Origin of the sequence: Domibacillus sp. 8LH, from assembly GCF_038806185.1 — a bacterium.
GTDB lineage: Bacteria > Bacillota > Bacilli > Bacillales > Domibacillaceae > Domibacillus > Domibacillus indicus_A.
The window spans coordinates 92,228-111,897 of record NZ_JAVJNG010000008.1 but is presented as its reverse complement, the minus strand read 5'-3'; the positions used below and the strand labels follow the sequence as shown (position 1 = coordinate 111,897).

The following is a 19,670-nucleotide window of genomic DNA, read 5'->3' as shown; positions in this document are numbered from 1 at the left end:
AGCAGTGGGAATTTGGGTGGAACCACGGGTAAGCACACTCGTCCCTTCTTAGGGATGCGTGTGTTTTTTTGTTTTTTTAAGGAATAAGGAAATAAGCGATGACAAGGACATGAATGTATTTGACCGGCTCACAGAGAGGGAAGCCGAGGCTGAAAGCTTCCCAGCGCTGAAAATACATTTACCACCTTGGAGCTGTACCGGTGAACTGGTACCGCAGCAGTGCGATAAAACTGACTGAAGCCATTGCTTTTTAGCAGTGGGAATTTGGGTGGAACCACGGGTAAGCACACTCGTCCCTTCTTAGGGATGCGTGTGTTTTTTTGTTTTTTAAGGCATAAAGAAATAAGCGATGACAAGGACATGAATGTATTTGACCGGCCCACAGAGAGGGAAGCCAAGGCTGAAAGCTTCCCAGCGCAGCAAAATCACTTACCGCCTTGGAGCTGTACTGGCGAACCGGTACCGCAGCAGTGCGATAAAACTGACTGAAGCCGCTGCTTTTTTCAGCAGTGGAAATTTGGGTGGAACCACGAGGAAAAACACACTCGTCCCTTCTTAGGGACGGGTGTGTTTTTTTATATAAACAATCATTAAAGGGGTGCTTTCTTATGAATCAAAAAAACATTATGATTACATTTCCAAACGGGGAAACAAAAAGCTTTTTACAGGGGATTACTCTAGAAGAGATTGCCCAGTCAATCAGTCCGGGCCTAAAAAAGAAATCAGCAGTCGGAATGGTAAATGGTGTTCTCTGGGACATGAAACGAAGCATTAACGAATCCGCCAGTGTTATATTATTTGACCTCCAATCAAAAGAGGGAGTAGGTGTGATGCGCCATACAGCCGCCCACGTACTGGCGCAGGCCCTAAAACGATTGTACGGCTCCGTTCACTTAGGCGTGGGTCCGGTTATTGAAAACGGCTTTTATTATGACATAAACATCGATCAGCCGTTAATCCCCGGTGATTTAAAAAGAATTGAGAAAGAAATGAATCGAATTATTGCTGAAAACCTGGAGATCCGCCGCGAGGAATGGACACGGCAGGAAGCGGAAGCGTGGTTTAAGGATGATCCACTAAAGCTGGAGCTGCTGGAACGTATACCGCCGGAAGAAAAAATCACGGCTTACCGTCAGGGAGAGTTCGTTGATTTGTGCCGGGGACCGCATTTGCCATCTACGCGCTTTTTGAAGGCTTTTAAACTGACACATGTATCCGGTGCATACTGGCGCGGTGACAGCCGCAACCAAATGCTTCAGCGCGTTTATGGGGCTGCTTTTGCCTCAAAGAAAGAACTGGATGACTATTTTTACTTTCTGGAGGAAGCACAAAACCGAAATCACCGGAAGCTTGGCAATGAATTAGAGCTGTTTATGTTTTCGGAAGAAGCGCCGGGTATGCCTTTTTATTTAGCGAACGGACAAATCATCCGGAATGAGCTCGAATCTTTTCTGCGGGAACTTCAATTCAAGCATCAGTACCAGGAAGTACGGACACCGACTATGATGAACCAGAGGCTGTGGGAACGGTCTGGACATTGGGATCATTATAAAGACAATATGTATTTTTCACAGGTTGACCAGCAGCGTTTTGCCCTGAAGCCGATGAACTGTCCGGGGCATATGCTTATTTTCAAGGATAAACTCCGTTCGTACCGCGATCTGCCGATTCGTATGGCCGAGTTTGGGCAGGTACACCGCCATGAGTTCAGCGGAGCTCTCAATGGAATGCTGCGGGTCCGCACATTCTGCCAGGATGATGCCCACATCTTTGTAAGGCCGGACCAAATCGAAGACGAGACCACCTCTGTCCTGAAATTAATTGATTATGTATACAATATCTTTGGCTTTCCATATAAAATAGAGCTTTCCACAAGACCAGCCGATTCGATGGGCAGCCGCGAATTATGGGATCAGGCGGAAGGAGCGTTAAAGAGGGTTTTAGATAAACTTGGACGGGAATACCGGGTGAATGAAGGAGATGGCGCTTTTTATGGACCTAAAATCGATATTCATATTAAAGACGCTTTAAAAAGAAGCCACCAATGCGCAACGGTGCAGCTGGATTTTCAAATGCCTGAAAAATTTGATCTATCCTATGTAGATGAACAAAACCGAAAAGTCCGGCCGGTTGTCATTCACCGGGCTGTTTTCGGATCTCTTGACCGGTTTATTGGTATTTTAATCGAACATTTTTCTGGAGCGTTTCCTGTTTGGCTTGCGCCTGTACAGGTAAAAGTGATCGCTGTCTCGAATGATGTTCATCAAACGTATGCCGAAGAAATCGTACAGCAATTACAGCAGGCCGGTATACGGGCGGAATGGGATGATCGTGAAGAAAAACTCGGCTATAAAATAAGAGAAGCGCAAATGAAGAAAATACCGTACACATTAGTAGCAGGAGATGAAGAGTATGCCAGCCAAACGGTCAATGTACGGCGTTACGGGCAAAAGGACGCGTCTCAAAGAAGGTTAGAAACATTTGTAGATGAGATAAAAGAAGTGGTGAAAAACCGAAGTCTGAACGGTATGGATAGAGTATAACTGGTTTTATTTCCACGGGTTCGCAAGAGAAAAGCGCCGCTTCTGAATGGGCAGCAAGTGGCGCTTTCTTTATTTATGCTTCTTCTCGGACAAGGTTGAGTAAGTCCGTTAAAAAAGTATGCAGGGATTTTCCGGGATTTTCATTTTCATAAATGATCGGGGTAATCCCTCTTTCTTTTAGGATTGTTTCTTTAATAGGATTCCGTTCATTCAGCAAGATGTACGATTTTGGCCTTAAATGCTCGTATTTAGAAATTTTCCACTGATTATGCAGTTTATAAAGCATATAGCGGATATTAATATCCGAAAGGCTGTAACCAATAAAAAGCAAAGATTTCTCTAATGAGTCTGAACGGAGCTTAATATCCAGAGATGTTTCGAAATCCAGCCTCTTGAAAAAACTGGATTCCGTTAACACAATAGAGGAGTCATCGTCAAAGTCACCATGAAATTTGACAATCTGCGTTTTTCCTTCCTCAATTTGAGTAATATCCGCAACATTGGTGATTTTCGTGTACGGCTTTTCATAAAAGTCATGCGCTTCTTCAAGCCAGCGGTCGAAATTGGTTGTATAAATTAAGGGGAAATTCAATTCAATCAGCATTCGATGGATCTCCGAGTGTTCAAGCTCAATCTTCGGATTATGCCATTTCCGGTCCATCCAGCTGCGCAGTTCACCGAGTGACCCCTTTTCTAAACAATAATACTCAGCCAGAGTTAAAAAGTCATTGTTACCCCATGCTGTAAACTCGTCTGGGTTATAACCGAGATTTTCAGCAATTTGGTGAATCATTTCTGAATAATCCGGCAGTCCCAAGTTTTTAGAGACGCCAGATCCGGCAAACAAAATCGCTTTTTTCTTTTTGATTGCAGCGGCTAACTCTTCAATCAATTCTGACGGCTCCTTTCTTCTGACAAGCAGGGTTACTTTAGCTTTTCCCCTAAATATATTTTTTAATGTAATCTTTTGTTATTTCACGAACTTCTTTACTTAAGAACACAAGAGCGATGACATTCGGCACAATAATCAATGCCAGCATTAAATCAAGGAACTGCCAGATAAATTCAAGGGCCCCGACGGCTCCAGCTAAAATGGCCACTAAGTAAACAACGCGCATCACCTTGGAAAATTGAATCCCAAATAAATATTCCGCCTGTTTTTCTCCGTAAAAAACCACCACTAGTACGGTAGATAATACGAAAAAGAACAAAGAAATCGAAAGAATGGTACCAGCTGTTCCATGACCGACAACGGTGGCAAATGCTTCGATCACCATCGTCGAAGCATCGTTCGCTGAGACTTCTTTCCAGGCACCTGATGTTAAGACAACGAGCGCGGTTGTTGTGCAGACAATAATGGTATCCACCAGCACTTCGAACACGCCCCATAAGCCTTGTTTGGCTGGATGATCGTTCATAGCCGTTGAATGGGCGATAGGCGCTGTTCCCATTCCTGCTTCATTTGAGTAAATACCGCGGGCAAGCCCCCAGCGGATAGCAGCAGCCACACTCGCACCTGCAAAGCCTCCGGCAGCCGAAATAGGCGTAAAAGCGTGATAGAAAATTAAGCCAAAGGCTGTTGGGATTTCAGACAGATTTCCAGCCAGCACAAGCCCTGAGCAAATTAAATACAGAACGACCATGACCGGCACAAACTTTTCGGTAACTGAACCAATTCGTTTAATGCCTCCATAAGTCACGATGCCAACAACAAGCAAAACTGCAATACCTGTTGCCAGCGGCGGAATACCGAAGGAAGATTCGACGGTGGTAGACAGGGAATTAGACTGGACCATGGTACTCGCAATCACTTCAAGCATAAGAAAAAACGCAAAAAAGGTGGCGACCGGTTTCCAGCCAAGTCCCTTTTCAATATAATGCATTGGCCCGCCGGTCCACTCGCCGGCTTCATTTTTTGTGCGGTACTTTAATCCGAGCACTACTTCTGAATATTTGGTTCCCATGCCGATGAGCGCAACGAGCCACATCCAAAAAACGGCTCCAGGCCCGCCCAGCCCAATCGCAAGAGGCACTCCGACAATATTGGCCGCTCCGACTGTGGAAGCCAGGGCAGATGTAGAAGCCTGAAAAGGCGTAACAGAGCCAGGTGCATCTCCTTTCGAGAACATTTTGCCAAATGTCTGCTTCATAATGTGAGGGAAGTACCGGAACTGAAAAAAACCAATCCGGATATTTAAAATCAGGCCGCATCCTAATAACAAAATGATCATTGGCACTCCCCAGATCCATCCTGACAGCGAAGCGACGATTTGCTCAAAACTCTCCAAATTATTTCCTCCTCAAATCTGTCCATTTGCGCCTAAACATGTTAAGCGCATACAATGATGCAAAAATAATTAAAATCCTTTTTATTTAGCCTGGTTGTATGTATGTTCCCTTAGAATAAGAATGTCATTGATTTCCTCCGCTTGTGTCCCATACAAAGCTTTTGATTGGTAAGCATGAACTTCCTGATAAACAGCAGCCATCTTCTCGATTATCCATCTATCTGATTTTGGTGCGAAAGACCAGCAATAAAGCTTCATTTCATTCAGTTCTTTAGTGACCGGGTGCCTGCGCACGTATTGAATGTGATCAATACATTGAAAGCCGATTTTTTTGTAAAAGTGAACTCGTTTAATGGTATCCGGTTCGTGAATCGACTCCGGCTCTACTTCAAGAAGAATAGGCTTTTTCTTCTTTTTTAACTGGTCCATGATTCGGCTTCCTAAACCTGCGCTCCGGCTATGGCTATGTACCAGTACGTAGTCTACAAACAAAAAATCCTCCTGTTCAAAATAAGCGAGTACATAGTCAGCACCTTCTTCAATCTTGTAGAAACAGCCTTTGTCTTTTAAAAGCAGCTCAAAATGCTCTTCTGATTTCATTTCATTTGCCGGAAAATATTCTGATAGTGCCATATACCAAGTGTTCATTTTCATTCCTCCTTTGTCATATACATATATAAACTATTAATCACTACCTTAAAAAAGTAGAAAATAAACAAAAAAATTTAAAAAAAGTTTAATTTATTTAAAAATGGGTAATTATACTACTCTTTTGTAATATTTATCTCTTACATATATAAACTATTAATTAGTATCTCAAAAAATTAGAAAATAAACAAAAATCAGACAAAAAAGTTTGATTTATAGTAAGATAGGGAATTGTACCCCTGTTTGTTATTTTTTAGTCAAAGGATGGGAAGAAGAAATGGAAAATGAAAAAAAAGTTACAGCCCTTCTTGGGTGGAGTCTGCCTGTCATTGAAGCGGTAGACAAGCTTGACCGGCCTTTTCTTGTAGTAGGACCGCCTGAATTTGAACCGTTTGCCAAAGAAAATGATATTCAGTTTGTCGGCTGGCAGTTCGAGCGGTTAAATGAAAAATCAGAGGAGCTATATAAAGAGCTGCATTCTTTAGGCGTAAAGCTTGCGGTTCCAATCTATGAAGAAACGGTTGAATGGGCAGGTGCTTTAAACGCGAGGTTCCAGGATGATCCCCGTATTTTCAATCGATCTCTTCTTCTTCGAGATAAAGGGCTTATGAAGCGAAAAGCGCAAATGTCCGGCATCAAAGTCGGGGTATTTGAAGAAGCATACCAAAAAGAAGATGTATACCGCTTTTTAAAACGAGTAAATGAGGCTTTAATTAAAATAGACGGGGATATCAATGATCCTATTCATGTAAAGCCTTTAAATAAAGCCGGCACGGTTGGCCACCGGGTTATACGGGATGCTTCCGATATCGATCTGATCCCTCAGGAGGATTTTCCTTGTTTAATGGAGAGCCACTTAGACGGTCAGGAATTTTCCTGTGAAGCGTTTGTTCACAATGGGAAAGTTTATTTCTTGAATATTACCGAATATGTCCAATTAGGGCATTCCAATTTTGTTCCTGCGTCTCCTTCTCTTGAAGAATGGCGCCCTAGAATCCGAGAAGAAATTGAAAAGCTGGTCACTTCCTTTGAAATCAAATATGGAGTGATCCACCCGGAATTTTTCATTTCACCTGACGGCACGCTTCATTTTGGAGAAGTCGCAGCGCGGATCCCTGGGGGACATATTTTTGATTTAATTGAGCGGGCATACGGTTTCAGTGCATATCAGGCCCAGGTTCTTTGCAGCGACCCAGATACAACCGCAGAAGAGCTGGAAGCGTTTTTTCCTAAAGAGGTAACTTCCGCGAAAGGGTATGCTGGAAGCTTGATGGTTTATCCACGCGTTAAAATTATCGACCGCCTGGAAGTGCCGGAAGAATTAAAATCGCACCCTTATTTTGAAAAGCATGATATGTTCATCCCGGCTACAAGCAAAGTAGCGGAGCGGGTTGGATTTGGCAATCACTACGGGACTATTTTCTTCTTTGGGGAAGACAGTGAAGAAATGCGCGGTTTGATGAAAAAGTATGAAACCTTTGATTTCTATCTTTGAAAAACTTTTATTTTGGAGACCGGTTAGGGAGGAATATAGAATGGACGCTGAAAGCAAACTGGCACCGACAAAATTTGAACAAGCTCTTGATACGCTGGAGCAGGCAAAACCTTATGCCAAAAGTTTGTATCAAACAGAAGTATTTCAACAAGCCATCGAGCTGGCACGGACCGATGATGGCCTTAAACAATTATTCAGCTACGCCCCTCGATTTGATAAAGCTGGGGTTTTCCAGGGTGGCCCGTGGGAGCAAGCATCAAAGCTCCAGCCACCTTTTGTCGGCGGCTCTTTAAAGCTAAAAGGCGTCAATTCGATTGTTGAGCTGCTTAGTGAATTACGCATGCTCGCGATTGCCAAAGGATTGTACGAGCATAAAGAAGTGTCTGCCCAGGAAGCGAAAGAATTTTTAAACGAAGTACTAGCATTAAATTTAGATATTCTTTTTCCGCCGGAAACAGAAGAATCCAGAATTGGTTCAGGTGAACATATCGAACGGGCAGAGCGTTTGTTCCGATTCTTAGGAGATGAACTTTCTTTTCAGGCTATTGCCAATCAGATTGTAGCGGAAATTGACCGGCTGACTGTCCAAAGGCCGATCATGGTCAACCGAATTGTAAAAATGATTACGATGGCCAAACAAATGATGGAAAGTGATATTAGTGAGGAAGTGAAGCAGTCTTTACAGGCATACTCGGCTGCTATTACGGCACCAAGCCCGTTAAGCAAAGATTGGTCCAGCTTTAGGGAATACCGCTTAAGCTTAAAAAATGCGTCAGAAGAGGAATTGAAGCAAGAAGCAGAAGCATTTGCCGGATCTGTAAGGGATACAGGGCTTGTTTCTCCTTATCACGCTGTTTTTTTAAGACATTTAAATCGGGTAAAACCAGAGCTTCTGCCAGCCGCCCTCTCTTTATCTGAAACCGGTGAAGCGATTTTAAATGCTCAATCCAATCTTGTCCATGACATCATTCAGGTCTCTATCCACCCCCATACAGCTCAATCTATTTACGGGCTTGGGAAGGTATTGGACCGGGGACTGCTTTCACAGGAACCGCTTCTTCCGAGTATTCGCCGGCTGATTGAACTTGATATTCATCCGGAAGTGAAACAAACCCTGCTTACGCCTGAAAATAAACGGGAAGGCTTAACAGCGAACGCTGTTCTTTTAGCCGGAACGCTTAGTGTGCTTGGCCAGCCTTTAGGAATTGGGCAGGGTTTAAATCCGACATGCCAGTCTGCACGGGCTCTCAGCCTCTGGGCACAGCACGGCCCTGGCCAGCTTCTTGAGTTTATTGCCCGGGGAGCACGGGACAATGATGTGGACATTATTTTTGAAGGAGAACCTCTTCACTCTTCTTCGCTTGAAGGAGGCGTCGCTTCAGAGATTCATCAGGAACTGGATCCCGTTTCTAAGGTTCTCGTTCCCCATTTAGATAAGATTTACAATGAAATGATGAAACGGACTGCTTTGCGCGGAGAAGACGGCCATAAATGGGTGAATCCCGAGTTTTATGGAGAGTGGGTGCCGCGCGGATTTGCGAATATCATTAATCCTGCGACCGGAGCGGTAACAGATTACGCCGGTTTTGTCCGATTATTTTATTCTACCCATCACCCTGACTATAACGAAGGGTATGAATTGATTTATCCGAATCCAGTAGGTATTTATATTACCAATGTGCACGGTGATCTGTTAGGTCTTCACGCGGTTTCTATTCAGCGGATCGCTGCAGACGAAGCAGGAGAGTACCGCATTTATTTTTACAATCCTAATAACGACAGCGGCCAAAACTGGGGACAGGGCATTGAACCTTCTGTAAAAGGGCATGGAGAACAGGAGGGAGAAGCGTCTCTTCCGTTTTCACAATTTACGGCACGTATGTATGCTTTTCATTATAATCCTTACGAACAAGGGGATTCGTACGCGGTAGAAGATGAGATCGTTGAAGAAATTACATCTCTTGCAAAAGAAAGCTGGGGCAGACAGTATACATGGCTTGATTAAAAAACTTTCCCATACATGTAAAATGATCATAATAGGGCGTTAAAACAGGTGCTTTTTAGTTAGGCACCTGTTTTTTCATGCTCTTTTGGTAACATAAAAAACGCTGGTTCTTATTAACCTAGTAAGAACGGGCTTTTTTTTATATAATAAATGCACATTGCTGATCATAAATAATGCTAATTTGTGAAGAAAGTCATCTTTAATATGAAGAAAATGACCCGATACTTAATACTAGGATGATGTTTGCTCTTTGTTTTTCTTCGTGTGGAATGAAAACAGAAAATAGATTTTTACTGCGGGATTTTTATGGAACAACCATTAAATACATGTGTTAAAGTACGTAATAGAGAAAAAGGGGAAGCCATCGTGAGTTCATTTTTTAAATTTTCGGCTTATATTACTGACAACGTAGAAGCATTAGCAACTGAGGTTGTGGAAAAAGTGCTTACAAAGCTGGAACTGACGATTCCAGACTGGGAAAAAGAGCAGGCATATACAATGTACCTTGAGTTCTTACAGTTTTTTGGGGATTCCTTTGTAAAAGAAGAAAAATGCGTTCCTGATTTCTTTATAGAGTGGAGCCGAAAAAATGCAGATATGCAGACTTCTTCAGGCGGCAGGGTTTCTCTTTTGGCTGTCCGGTATCCTCCAACACGGGAAGTTTTAACCGATATGTTTATGGAAATCGGACAAAAGCTTCAGTTGTCACTGGAACAAATCGTTTTGATTATTAAGCGTATCAATCAAATGCTGGACAGCAGCTTAAATGAGACCATTTTTGCATTTGAACAGCTGTATGAAGAAAAGAAAGAGCAGGCGAAAAAAGAAATGGCCGCCTTATCCGCACCAATTATACCTGTAAGGGAAGGAATTGTGATTCTTCCTCTTATCGGGGAAATGGATACCTACCGGGCCAACTATATACTAGAGCACGTTTTTCCTAAACTGTCAGATATGGAGATCGATCATCTCATTGTCGATTTTTCAGGCCTTTCCCAAATTGATGTAAAGATGGCGGCCTACCTTCAGCAACTGGGCATGATGCTCAAGTTAGTGGGTATTCACCTCATCACATCCGGTCTGCGTCCTGACTTAGCTCAAATTGTAGTAAAAAGCGGGCTTGAGCTTTCAGGTACAGATACGTTTTCTACCGTAAAAAGGGCATTAGAGAGCCTGGATTAATCATATATAACAAAGAATAAAACCGGTACGTCCCCTTGTGATGGAAAAGGAGGTGTACCGGTTTTTTTGTATGCCTTTTTTAAAGGAAAAGACTGCTTACTGCATTGTTTTATGCAAAATTACAAAGTTTTGAGGCTGAATGGTGACGGTCTTTTCATCATGTGTTTCTTCCGTCCACACATTTTGAGTATTCATAAAGACATCTGGCACATCAGCTTGTATCGGTGTATCACTTGAATTAATCAAAAATAGAAGTTTTTCTTGTTCATTTTCGCGCGTGTAGCTGATCAGCTCCGGATGAATATCTGCAAACGCAAAGCTGCCGCTGTTGCCAAAAGCAGGTATTTGTTTACGCAGCGTAATCGCTTTTTGAATAAAGGCTTGTAAATCGCGGTCCTGCTTATCTTCATCCCAAACCATACATTTGCGGCAGTCCGGATCTGGTCCGCCTGTTAAGCCAATTTCATCGCCGTAGTAAATACATGGAGACCCTGGGGAAGACAGAGCAAACAAGTAAGACAGCTTGACGCTTTCTTTATTGTCATACGCAACCGTTAAAAGTCTTGGCGTATCATGGCTTCCAAGCAGGTTAAAGGCAACTTCATTGATGGGAATCGGATAAGAATGATAGACATGGGTAATTTCCTGTTTAAACTGTTCGGCTGTGATTTTTCTTTGGGCGAAAAAGTCTACAATTGCATGGACAAAGCGATAGTTCATAGCTGCATCAAACTGGTCTCCCTGAAGCCATGGCAGGGCATCATGCCAGATTTCACCTAGAATATACACATCCGGCTTTATCGCTTTTACCGTGCGGCGGAACTCCCTCCAAAAGGCATGATCGACTTCATCGGCCACATCCAGCCTCCAGCCGTCTATATCAAAATTCTTCACCCAATGTGAGGCAACATTCAACAAATAGTCTTTTACTTCCGGATTTTCGGTGTTAAGCTTTGGCATGTTTTTTTCAAAGCTGAATGTTTCGTAATTTAACTGGTCACCTTCCTGCAGTGGGAATTTTCGAATGTGGAACCAGTCTTTATATTTCGATGCTTCACCTTTTTCAAGCACATCCTGGAACGGGCCAAAAAAGTAGCCGCTATGATTGAACACTGCATCAAGCATCACTTTAATGCCTCTTTGATGACATTCATCAATGAGCTTTCTCAGCAGTGCCTCATCGCCAAATTGTGGATCGATTTGAAGGTAGTCGATGGTATCATATTTATGGTTTGTGTTTGCTTTAAAAATAGGGGTGAAGTAAATACCAGTAATGCCGAGATCCTGCAGGTAATCCAAGTGGTCAATGACTCCCTGAAAGTCGCCGCCAAAGTAGTTATCAAACTCCGGCTTGCCTCCCCATGGCTGTGTATTGGGAGGATCCAGACGTGGATCGCCATTGCCGAATCGTTCCGGGAAAATCTGATACCAGACCGTATCTTTTACCCAGCGGGGAGCGGTGAAAATATCGGCTGGGTTAATATATGGAAAGTTAAAATAATTCGCTGTTTTTTCCGGTGCTTGATCGAAAAAGCCGCGCTCTGTGTAATAAACAGTCTCGTCCCCGCTGACACATTTAAATCCGTAAAGGAGGCGGCGGTGAGCAGGCTTAATCTCCGCCATCCAGTAATCAAACAGCATATCTGATCCAGCTAAAATCATGTCTTCCTCGTCATATACCCATATACCGTCTTTAAGAATATAGGAATCTCCGTGAAGCAACGATACATGCGTAAGGTCACCTTTCTTAGAGCGCAGGCGGATATGAACAGTATCTGAATCATAGGAATAAGCAAAATTGTTTTTAGGCCGGTGATAAATGGCTTCCTTTAACATGAAAAATCCCTCCATAGACAGTTATGTATTCAGGTAGTGTGAGCTGTTTCACTGAATTTTATCTAGCCTTTTCCCTTCCCTTATTTCTTTTAATCCTTTTTCTGCAAAAAAATACCGGCATATCGTCAATGTTTCAAACTTTTTAGCCAAGGAGACATGAACAACTAGAAGAGCATGATACAATAGAAGAGAAGCCCTGCAGAAAAAAATCCTATTTATTTCATTTTTTTCCTTTATTCAGCGAGATAAGAGAGCAGATCAAACAGAGAAAAAACAGCAGGGAGAGTTAAAAGGAGGGACTGAAATGGAGGTTGTATTTTTCCTCGTGATTGCAGCCATTATAGCCAGCATTATTATTAAAAAGGCCAGCGAAAAAAACACGCCTGGCAGGCGCCCCGGCCAGAAAGCAAGAAGTTATAAGGGACCGGCAATAGACAAGCCGCTTTCTTTTGAGCTGGAACAGACACTTGGCTTAAAAATACCGGAAGGAAAGCCGTTAGCTGAAAAACTAGAGCATGCCTGGAACCGGAGTCTCGAAGCGTCCGTAAAAGCACGGTTGATTGAAAAAGGAATGGTGTCCGAGCATTCGTTTTCATGGTACCAGCTTGAATTAAAGCGGTTTTTCATTCTTTCTGCCATCATGAAAAATATACCGATGTACAGCGCAAAGGTCGATGCCATTTGGCATGATATGATTTTGTTTACCAAGGATTACGCGGCTTTTTGCGAGGAATTTCATGGTACGATGATTCATCATACTCCAACTCACAAAGATAAAGTAACAAAAGGAGCATCACAGCACGAGCGGGCTGTTTTTGAATTGGTATATTCGGTTTTATTCACCGAGCATGATTACACTGAAACCATTCAAGGCCCATTTGGAAAAACGCTGCTTCGCAAATCCTTTGTAGAAAAATGGCAGAAAGCAAAAGGAAAGAAACGGGAAACATATCTTCAAAAAGAGCTGTTTGAAGCAGCGCCAGAAGAATATGAGCCTCTTATCCATGCTTTAACGAAGAAGCTTGCAGAGCTTCTTGAAGAAGCAGAAGAACACGTGGACCGCCGGCAAAAAACACGGTCTAAAACGATTGTGGCGGCCCGGCCGGAGGATCAAACACCTGTCTTGCTGCTGTCTTATTCGATTCTGGCCCTGCATGAGCCTATACCGGAAGACAATAACTATATGAGTTCAGGCGGTTATTACGACAACGATGACCGTGACGACCGTTATGATCATCACGACTCAGGGAATGATTCTTCTTGTTCTTCTGATAGCGGTAGTGGATCCAGCTGTTCTTCAAGCAGCTGTGGGAGCTCTTAAATATTTCTAATAAAAAGCAGAAATTCTTTGAATTTCTGCTTTTTTACGTGGGTTGCTGCAGCTAGAAAATATATTACCTAGAAACAAAATTTTTTATGTTACTATCTGTCTGCTTTTGTAGTTTATTTTCTATGATTTAATTGTTTAGAAACACATGAAAGCGCTTTAAAAGGAGATGTGAATTATATGGTAAAAGTTCAAGTGGTAAAGCAAAAAGCAAAAGAAGGATTATTCAGTTCTACCCAGGCGATTATTCAAGAAGCGATTCAGTCACTTGGATACGACAGCAGTATGTACGAGCTTTTAAAAGAACCTTTAAAAATGCTGACAGTGCGTATACCAGTCAAAATGGATGATGGTTCCACCCAAATTTTTACCGGCTACCGGGCCCAGCATAACGATGCAGTCGGACCGACAAAAGGAGGGGTCCGCTTCCACCCGGATGTAACCGAGGAAGAAGTGAAGACGTTATCAATGTGGATGACCATTAAATGTGGCATTTTTAATCTTCCATATGGAGGCGGAAAAGGTGGAATTATTTGTGATCCAAGAAAAATGTCCATGCTTGAACTAGAGCGTCTGAGCCGTGGTTATGTTCGTGCAATCAGCCAGATTGTGGGCCCGACAAAAGATATTCCAGCTCCGGATATGTTTACCAATCCCCAGGTAATGGCCTGGATGATGGACGAATACAGTAGCATCCAAGAATTTGATTCTCCAGGATTTATTACGGGAAAACCAATTGTTCTGGGCGGGTCAAAGGGACGTGAAACAGCAACTGCAGCAGGCGTGACGATTTGCATTGAGGAAGCAGCAAAAAGAAGAGGACTTGATTTAAAAGAAGCACGTATTATCATTCAAGGATTCGGAAATGCAGGGAGTTTTTTATCCAAATTCCTATATGATGCTGGAGCAAAGATTATCGGAGTTTCCGATGTCGGCGGCGCTCTTTACGATCCAAAGGGGCTTGATATACCTTATCTATTGGAACGCCGGGACAGTTTTGGCATGATAACAAACTTATTTGAAAATGTGTTAACCAATGAAGAGCTGCTTGAAAAAGAATGTGATGTTTTAGTTCCAGCAGCCATTTCTAATCAAATTACCGAACAAAATGCAGAACATATACAAGCTGATATTATTGTAGAAGCAGCCAATGGCCCTACAACCCAAAAGGCAACAGAAATATTAACGAAACGCAATAAATTAATCGTTCCTGACGTGCTGGCAAGCTCAGGAGGAGTAACTGTTTCTTATTTTGAGTGGGTACAAAATAATCAGGGATACTATTGGACGGAAGAAGAGGTAGCTCAAAAACTACGCTATAAAATTAAGGAGTCGTTTGAGCAAATTGCTCATACGTCAGAGACGCGAGGTATCGATATGCGCCTGGCTGCCTATATTGTCGGCATTGGACGGGCAGCTGAGGCATCCATGTTTCGTGGATGGGTTTAAACTTAGAAATCTTCAAAAAAACAACGGTTCTTTGAAAGAACCGTTGTTTTTTATCTTTGTTTTGGTGTTAACCATTAGGAAAGCAAGAAAGGGAGTTATAAGATGTTTTCTTTCTTGTGCATTTCCGCCTCCGGCCAGCATTCTGCTCCTTCTATATTTTCAATACTATTACTGTAAAACTGGGGATTATGCCCCGCTTTTTTTTGCTGAACGTAGTCATTTAACGCCATAAATGCTACCTTTGATAAAAGAAGGATAGCAATCAAGTTCACAACAACCATGAATCCCATAAATAAGTCTGCAAGATCCCATACAAGCTGCACCTTGGCCACAGCACCAAATAAGATCATGGCTAGCACACCTACGCGGTATACTATCAGCCACATTTTATTTGTGTTCAAAAACTCAATGTTGGTTTCGCCATAATAATAGTTTCCGATTAGGGTGCTGAAAGCAAACAGAAGAATCATGAAAGCCAAAAAGCCTGGTGCCCATGAACCCATATGGGTAGCCAATGATGCTTGTGTGAGTTCGATTCCGCTTAACTCGGTTTGTTTATATACAGGAGAAAGCAAAACGATAAACGCAGAGCTTGTACAAATCACACCTGTATCGATTAGAACACCTAGCGCCTGAATAAGCCCTTGTTTAACAGGATGGCTTGTAACAGCTGTTGCTGCCGCATTCGGCGCACTCCCCATACCCGCTTCATTTGAGAACAAGCCACGCTTAATTCCATTCATAATCATTGCCCCAAACGTACCGCCTGCAGCCTGTTCGAGGCCAAAGGCACTTTTTACGATCAGCGCAAGAACACCGGGTACTTGTTCAATATTCATGATGACAATAAACAGCGCGACACCAATATAGAAAACAGCAAGTACAACGACAATGTATTCAGAGGCCTTGGCAATCCGCTTAATACCGCCAAAAATAATAAACGCAAACAGAACGGTCATGATGATGCCAAGCGTCAAGCGGTCGGTTCCAAAGGAGCTTTGGAATGCGACCGTGATCGTATTAGACTGTACTGCATTAAAAACAAGGCCAAATGACAGTGTAATGAGGATGGCAAACAAGGCACCCATCCAGCGCTTTTTCAAGCCTTTTTCCATATAATAAGCCGGGCCGCCACGAAAGCCGCCATGGTCTTTCACTTTATAAATCTGTGCCAGCGTACTTTCCACAAAAGCAGAGGCAGAACCAATCAGGGCAATGATCCACATCCAGAAAACAGCTCCGGGACCGCCAAGCGCAATAGCGATAGCAATACCGGTAATATTGCCGGTGCCTACCCGTGCTGCCATACCGATGCAAAAAGCCTGGAATGGAGATAGGCCGCCCGCTGCACTTGTTTTTCCTTCTTTTAAGACCATCATCATTTCTTTTAACAGTCGAAACTGTAAGAAACGCGACCGGAGTGTGAAGTAAAAGCCTGTTCCAACCAGGAAAATAATGAGCACCTTGGACCAAAAAAGTTCGTTTAATTCTTGCACAACTGCTTCCAGCATATGTTTCATCCTCCTCTTTAAAAGATACTTAAATTCCATTCTGATGCTATTTTTTTCAGAAGCTTCACTCCGGCTAAACTATTCCCGTATTGATCAATAGCTGGACCGTAGATGCCTATTCCGCATCCTTCTAAAAAAGGTCCTTTATTTGGGAGCACTAGAGCCATAATCCCACCGGACACTCCGCTTTTTGCCGGTATGCCAACATGGGCCGCAAATTTTCCAGAAGCATTGTACATTCCACAGGTAACCATCAAAACTTTTGCCAGTTTTGCTACTTCAATAGGGATAACCTGTTTTTTTAAAAAAGGATGATAACCATCCTGCGATAAAATCAAAGCTGCAAGCGCGATATCTTCGCTCGTTGCTTGAATAGCGCACTGTTTCAAATACACGGTTAAGGTTTCTTCTACATCCGACTCTAGATGGCCATTGTCCTTTAAGTAATAAGCAAGAGCACGATTGCGGTGTGCCGATTTCCATTCAGACTGAAAAACAGTTTCGTCTATCTGAAAAGGACGGCCCGTTATTTGTTTAAGCAGGGCAGTAACGCTTTGTATTTTTTCCTCTGCGCTACTGCCAGGCAAGAGGGAGGCGATAGTAATCGCACCTGCATTAATCATTGGATTGAATGGTTTTCCAAAGTGATTTACTTCGAGACGGACTATAGAGTTAAACGAATCACCAGTAGGCTCCACATCTACTCGCTCTAGTACATACGAAATACTGTGGTGCATACATGCGACGATAAAGGATATTACTTTTGAAATGCTCTGCAGGGTAAAAAAACAGTCTGCTTCACCTGATTTCAACATGCGGCCATTTGGCTCAATTATGCAAATACCAAGCTGCAGTGCTTCTACATTTTGAAGTGCAGGAATGTATGCAGCTGTTTGCCCAGTGGCCGCATAAGCTCGACTTTCCTCCACCCATTTATCAAGAATATATTGTTCGGAATAAAGCAATTCCTTGCTGGCCGTTCTTGCATCCACCTTATCATCCCCTTTTATAAGCGCTTTCATAATTCGTTGCAACTGATTAACTGAATATTAAAAAGCGGCCTATAAAAACATATAAAAAGTGACAAAGCAGCTTTTAAAATTTTCATTGTTTAAAAGAAAGAGGGACTGTATACTGAATTTCAGTGAATGGAAGAAAGCAGGTGGTGAGGATTCTCTTCAAAGAAATGAAAGATGCTTACATTCTTATATTTATGATTATTCTCGTTCCGCTTTTAGGAGAAATGAAGTTTTATCCGTTAAATGAAACTTTCCGCATCAGCCTCGGTGCACCAGCTATGTTTTTTTTGCTGTTGCTGCGAAAAAGGGCATTTATTTTGCCGGGCTTTATAACCGCATTGGCTGTGGTCGCATTTCGCGTTTTTCTTGATCATTATACTGGAATGCAAAGAGATAGCTGGTCATCTTTTACATACCATTTTCCCGCTTTTTTCTTTTATTTTACATATGCCTGTTTATTTCAATGGATGAAATTGAGCAGATTTCAAGATAGACCACTGGCGATAGGGCTATTTGGGCTGCTGATTGAACTGGCTTCTAACGTGATAGAGATGTTTGTTCAGTTCATTTTGTTTGGATACAGTATTTTTGCTGCACAGCTGTTTGAGATGATTGCCATTGCTTTAACCCATTCCTTTATCGTTTTAAGCTTTTTCAGCATGATTAAAATGTATGAGGCTCAGTCAAAAGAAAAACAGGTGAGGGAACAAAATAGTCATATGATGATGCTCGTTTCTACTTTGTACGAGGAAGCCGTCCATCTAAAAAAATCATCTGGTAATGTGGAAACGGTAACGAAAGAATCCTACGATTTGTACAGTCATTTAAGAGAGATAGACCCTTCGCTCAGCCAGCAGGCCTTGAAAATAGCAGCTGAGATTCATGAAGTCAAAAAAGACCATCAACGCATTCTGGCTGGTCTGTCAAAGTTAATCTCCAATCAAAGCTTAAAAGACTATATGAGCGGAGAAGAGCTATTACAGCTGCTTGTTCATATTAACGAGAAGTATGCGAGGTCTCTGAAGAAAGAGATTACCTTCACGTACACTATCAAAGGAAAGCATCCAGCCTACCATATTTACACGGTGTTATCATTGATCAACAATTTAATGGCCAATGCTATAGAAGCGATAGAAGAAAAAGGAACGATTCATCTAGAGCTGCTTGAGCAGCAAGAACAAGCTGAATTTCGTGTTTTTAACAGCGGCTCGTCTATCCCGGACAAGTACAGAGACACCGTATTTGAGCCCGGGTTTACAACAAAATTTGATGAGAAAGGAAATTTATCATCTGGAATTGGGCTTTTTTATGTAAAAGAAGCCGTGCATAACCTGGCAGGTCAGTGTGACTTTCAAAACAAAGAAAGCGGTATCACTTTTTTTGTTAAAATACCGATCCGCCAATTATCTCGAATGAGGTGAGAAAATGCGATTTTACATTGTTGATGATGACTCCGCTGTACGCGCTGTCTTACATAAAATTATTGAAGACGAAGATTTAGGAGAGCTTGTAGGGGAAGCAGCAAGCGGAGAGCAGCTGACGAGTTCATTTTTAAATTTTAAAGGAGTAGATATCCTATTCATTGATTTATTGATGCCTATTCGGGATGGTATTGAAACCATCCGTCACCTTTTGGGATCCTTCAACGGAAAAATTATCATGATTTCACAGGTAGAGTCCAAAGAACTGATTGCACAAGCGTATAAACTTGGCGTAGAATACTATATTTTAAAGCCGGTAAACCGCATTGAGATTGTAACAATCGTTCAAAAAGTGCTAGCCAGAATTCAGATGGAGCGTTCTTTTATGGATATTCAAAACTCTCTTAATAAATTGATGGATGTGCAAGGCACGCGCATCATATCAGAGAAAGAAAGAAGCTGGGAAGGTATTTGTGATTTTCTCCTTACAGAACTTGGCATTACGGGGGAAACTGGTGCTGCAGACCTGATTAATGTTCTCGAATATTTATATTCTTGTGAACACAGCTACACTTTTGAACATAGCTTTCCTTCACTAAAAGATATCTTTAGGCAAACCGCTAAACGCAAGCTGGGATCAGAGGCCTCTGATCTTGAAATTAACCGCGAGATAAAAGCAGCGGAACAACGTATTCGCAGGGCGGTTCTCCATTCCATTATTCATTTTGCTTCTCTTGGATTGACGGATTACTCTCATCCATCATTTGAGACCTATGCAGCCCGTTTTTTTGATTTTGAAGTAGTACGTAAAAAGATGAGAGAGCTTCAAGAACACTCTCTGCCTGCTGACTCATCAACAAAAATAAACACCAAAAAATTTATTCAGATCTTCTATTTCGAAGTTAATCGTTTAAAAACAGACCACTAGCTTGTTAATGAAATGAAA

Annotated in this window: 14 protein-coding genes; 8 read left to right on the top strand and 6 right to left on the bottom strand. The window is 42.3% G+C overall.

What is annotated here, in order from left to right:
* The first annotated feature begins 608 nt into the window (after positions 1 to 608).
* On the top strand, positions 609 to 2,543 hold the full coding sequence (gene thrS / locus RG959_RS12040) for a threonine--tRNA ligase (protein WP_342797321.1): 1,935 nt from the start codon (positions 609 to 611) through the stop codon (positions 2,541 to 2,543).
* A gap of 73 nt (positions 2,544 to 2,616) precedes the next feature.
* Here thrS and RG959_RS12035 read toward each other — a convergent pair whose 3' ends face one another.
* The 3 genes from RG959_RS12035 to RG959_RS12025 form a co-directional block, all read right to left on the bottom strand.
* The gene (locus RG959_RS12035; RefSeq protein ID WP_342797320.1) at positions 2,617 to 3,435 is read right to left on the bottom strand and encodes an SIR2 family protein; all 819 of its coding nucleotides are present in this window, start codon (positions 3,433 to 3,435) and stop codon (positions 2,617 to 2,619) included.
* Positions 3,436 to 3,484: 49 nt separating this feature from the next.
* Positions 3,485 to 4,831, bottom strand: coding sequence for an alanine/glycine:cation symporter family protein (locus tag RG959_RS12030; RefSeq protein ID WP_342797319.1), 1,347 nt, complete (start codon positions 4,829 to 4,831; stop codon positions 3,485 to 3,487).
* 81 nt (positions 4,832 to 4,912) lie between these two features.
* On the bottom strand, positions 4,913 to 5,479 hold the full coding sequence (locus tag RG959_RS12025; RefSeq protein ID WP_342797318.1) for a GNAT family N-acetyltransferase: 567 nt from the start codon (positions 5,477 to 5,479) through the stop codon (positions 4,913 to 4,915).
* A 277-nt stretch (positions 5,480 to 5,756) separates the two neighbouring features.
* Here RG959_RS12025 and RG959_RS12020 point away from each other — a divergent pair, with 277 nt between their 5' ends.
* From RG959_RS12020 to RG959_RS12010, 3 genes are all read left to right on the top strand, one after another.
* The gene (locus tag RG959_RS12020; protein ID WP_342797317.1) at positions 5,757 to 6,974 is read left to right on the top strand and encodes an ATP-grasp domain-containing protein; all 1,218 of its coding nucleotides are present in this window, start codon (positions 5,757 to 5,759) and stop codon (positions 6,972 to 6,974) included.
* Positions 6,975 to 7,014: 40 nt separating this feature from the next.
* Complete coding sequence (locus RG959_RS12015) at positions 7,015 to 8,979, top strand: hypothetical protein (RefSeq protein WP_342797316.1); 1,965 nt, start codon at positions 7,015 to 7,017, stop codon at positions 8,977 to 8,979.
* Between the two features lie 366 nt (positions 8,980 to 9,345).
* Positions 9,346 to 10,161 (top strand): STAS domain-containing protein, encoded by an 816-nt coding sequence (locus tag RG959_RS12010; RefSeq protein ID WP_342797315.1) that lies wholly within the window; start codon positions 9,346 to 9,348, stop codon positions 10,159 to 10,161.
* Positions 10,162 to 10,257: 96 nt separating this feature from the next.
* Here RG959_RS12010 and RG959_RS12005 read toward each other — a convergent pair whose 3' ends face one another.
* Positions 10,258 to 11,997: a glycoside hydrolase family 13 protein gene (locus tag RG959_RS12005; protein WP_342797314.1), complete on the bottom strand. Its 1,740-nt coding sequence runs from the start codon at positions 11,995 to 11,997 to the stop codon at positions 10,258 to 10,260.
* 304 nt (positions 11,998 to 12,301) lie between these two features.
* On the opposite strand from RG959_RS12005, the gene RG959_RS12000 reads away from it, so the two are divergent.
* The gene (locus RG959_RS12000) at positions 12,302 to 13,318 is read left to right on the top strand and encodes a glycine-rich domain-containing protein (protein ID WP_342797313.1); all 1,017 of its coding nucleotides are present in this window, start codon (positions 12,302 to 12,304) and stop codon (positions 13,316 to 13,318) included.
* Between the two features lie 186 nt (positions 13,319 to 13,504).
* Positions 13,505 to 14,773, top strand: coding sequence for a Glu/Leu/Phe/Val family dehydrogenase (locus RG959_RS11995; protein WP_342797312.1), 1,269 nt, complete (start codon positions 13,505 to 13,507; stop codon positions 14,771 to 14,773).
* 95 nt (positions 14,774 to 14,868) lie between these two features.
* On the opposite strand, the gene RG959_RS11990 is transcribed toward RG959_RS11995, so the two are convergent.
* Positions 14,869 to 16,293 (bottom strand): alanine/glycine:cation symporter family protein, encoded by a 1,425-nt coding sequence (locus RG959_RS11990; protein ID WP_342797311.1) that lies wholly within the window; start codon positions 16,291 to 16,293, stop codon positions 14,869 to 14,871.
* An 8-nt stretch (positions 16,294 to 16,301) separates the two neighbouring features.
* On the bottom strand, positions 16,302 to 17,306 hold the full coding sequence (locus RG959_RS11985; protein ID WP_342797310.1) for a glutaminase: 1,005 nt from the start codon (positions 17,304 to 17,306) through the stop codon (positions 16,302 to 16,304).
* Positions 17,307 to 17,497: 191 nt separating this feature from the next.
* Between RG959_RS11985 and RG959_RS11980 the strand changes: the two genes are divergently transcribed.
* Positions 17,498 to 18,724 carry a sensor histidine kinase gene (locus RG959_RS11980; protein ID WP_342797349.1) on the top strand — a complete coding sequence of 409 codons (1,227 nt, stop codon included), beginning with the start codon at positions 17,498 to 17,500 and terminating at the stop codon, positions 18,722 to 18,724.
* Between the two features lie 4 nt (positions 18,725 to 18,728).
* A complete protein-coding gene (locus tag RG959_RS11975; RefSeq protein WP_342797309.1) occupies positions 18,729 to 19,652 on the top strand; it encodes a response regulator in 924 nt (307 codons plus the stop codon).
* Positions 19,653 to 19,670 lie beyond the last annotated feature (18 nt).